General features: G+C 35.8%; 1 protein-coding gene. It reads right to left on the reverse strand.

The window, feature by feature from the left end; all coding sequences use genetic code 11:
- Window positions 1-95: 95 nt before the first annotated feature.
- Window positions 96-497: a transposase gene (locus tag BCAMP_RS12850; protein WP_198015811.1), complete on the reverse strand. Its 402-nt coding sequence runs from the start codon at window positions 495-497 to the stop codon at window positions 96-98.
- Between the last annotated feature and the right edge of the window lie 154 nt (window positions 498-651).

Consider the following 651-nt stretch of genomic DNA (forward strand, 5'->3'; position numbering starts at 1 on the left):
TTTTCCCGCTAGAGTCGCCTTCACAAACGTCATGACGCTGCACGTTTATTATTGAGGCTCCTCGCGTATTAAAAGACAGTACAAGAGTCAATTAATTACGAGTTGGGAGCGATGCGTTTATGATTGAATCCGAGTAGAATCCTGTTTCGGAAATTTGAAAAGTTACGGTAACCAAACGAAATCCGTTTAATCACTTTTATTTTGTTATTGATCCCTCCTAAATGCCCGTTGGAATCCTTGTATTTAAAGCTATTTTCGATTGCAAGTAAATGCTTGTTTAATGTTTTTAAACTGCGTTTCAGTTGTGAAGAAACGAAAGGTTTTTTAGTCTGAATCAGTGATTGGTAAGCAGGGGGATTTTTGTGTTGTAGCGCAATCAGTAATTGCTGTGCTAGTTCGTACGTTTCTTTGAATTCAACATCCATTGTCATAAAGTAATCGATGATTCCTCTCGAACTTTTTTTGTCCGTTAAATAAACGATGATAGCGATAATCAAAATCGCTTAAGTCTGTTTTGTTTTTTGAGAAGTAATTTCCAATACGCTTTGAGTTTTACGATAAATCTTTTTATCTTCTGAGTTTGAAGTATCATAACGGTTCATGAGTTTAATGCGTGTTTGATTAAGGGAACGTGTTACTAATTGGGACAAA

The organism is Brochothrix campestris FSL F6-1037 (assembly GCF_000525915.1).
Taxonomy (GTDB): Bacteria; Bacillota; Bacilli; order Lactobacillales; family Listeriaceae; genus Brochothrix; species Brochothrix campestris.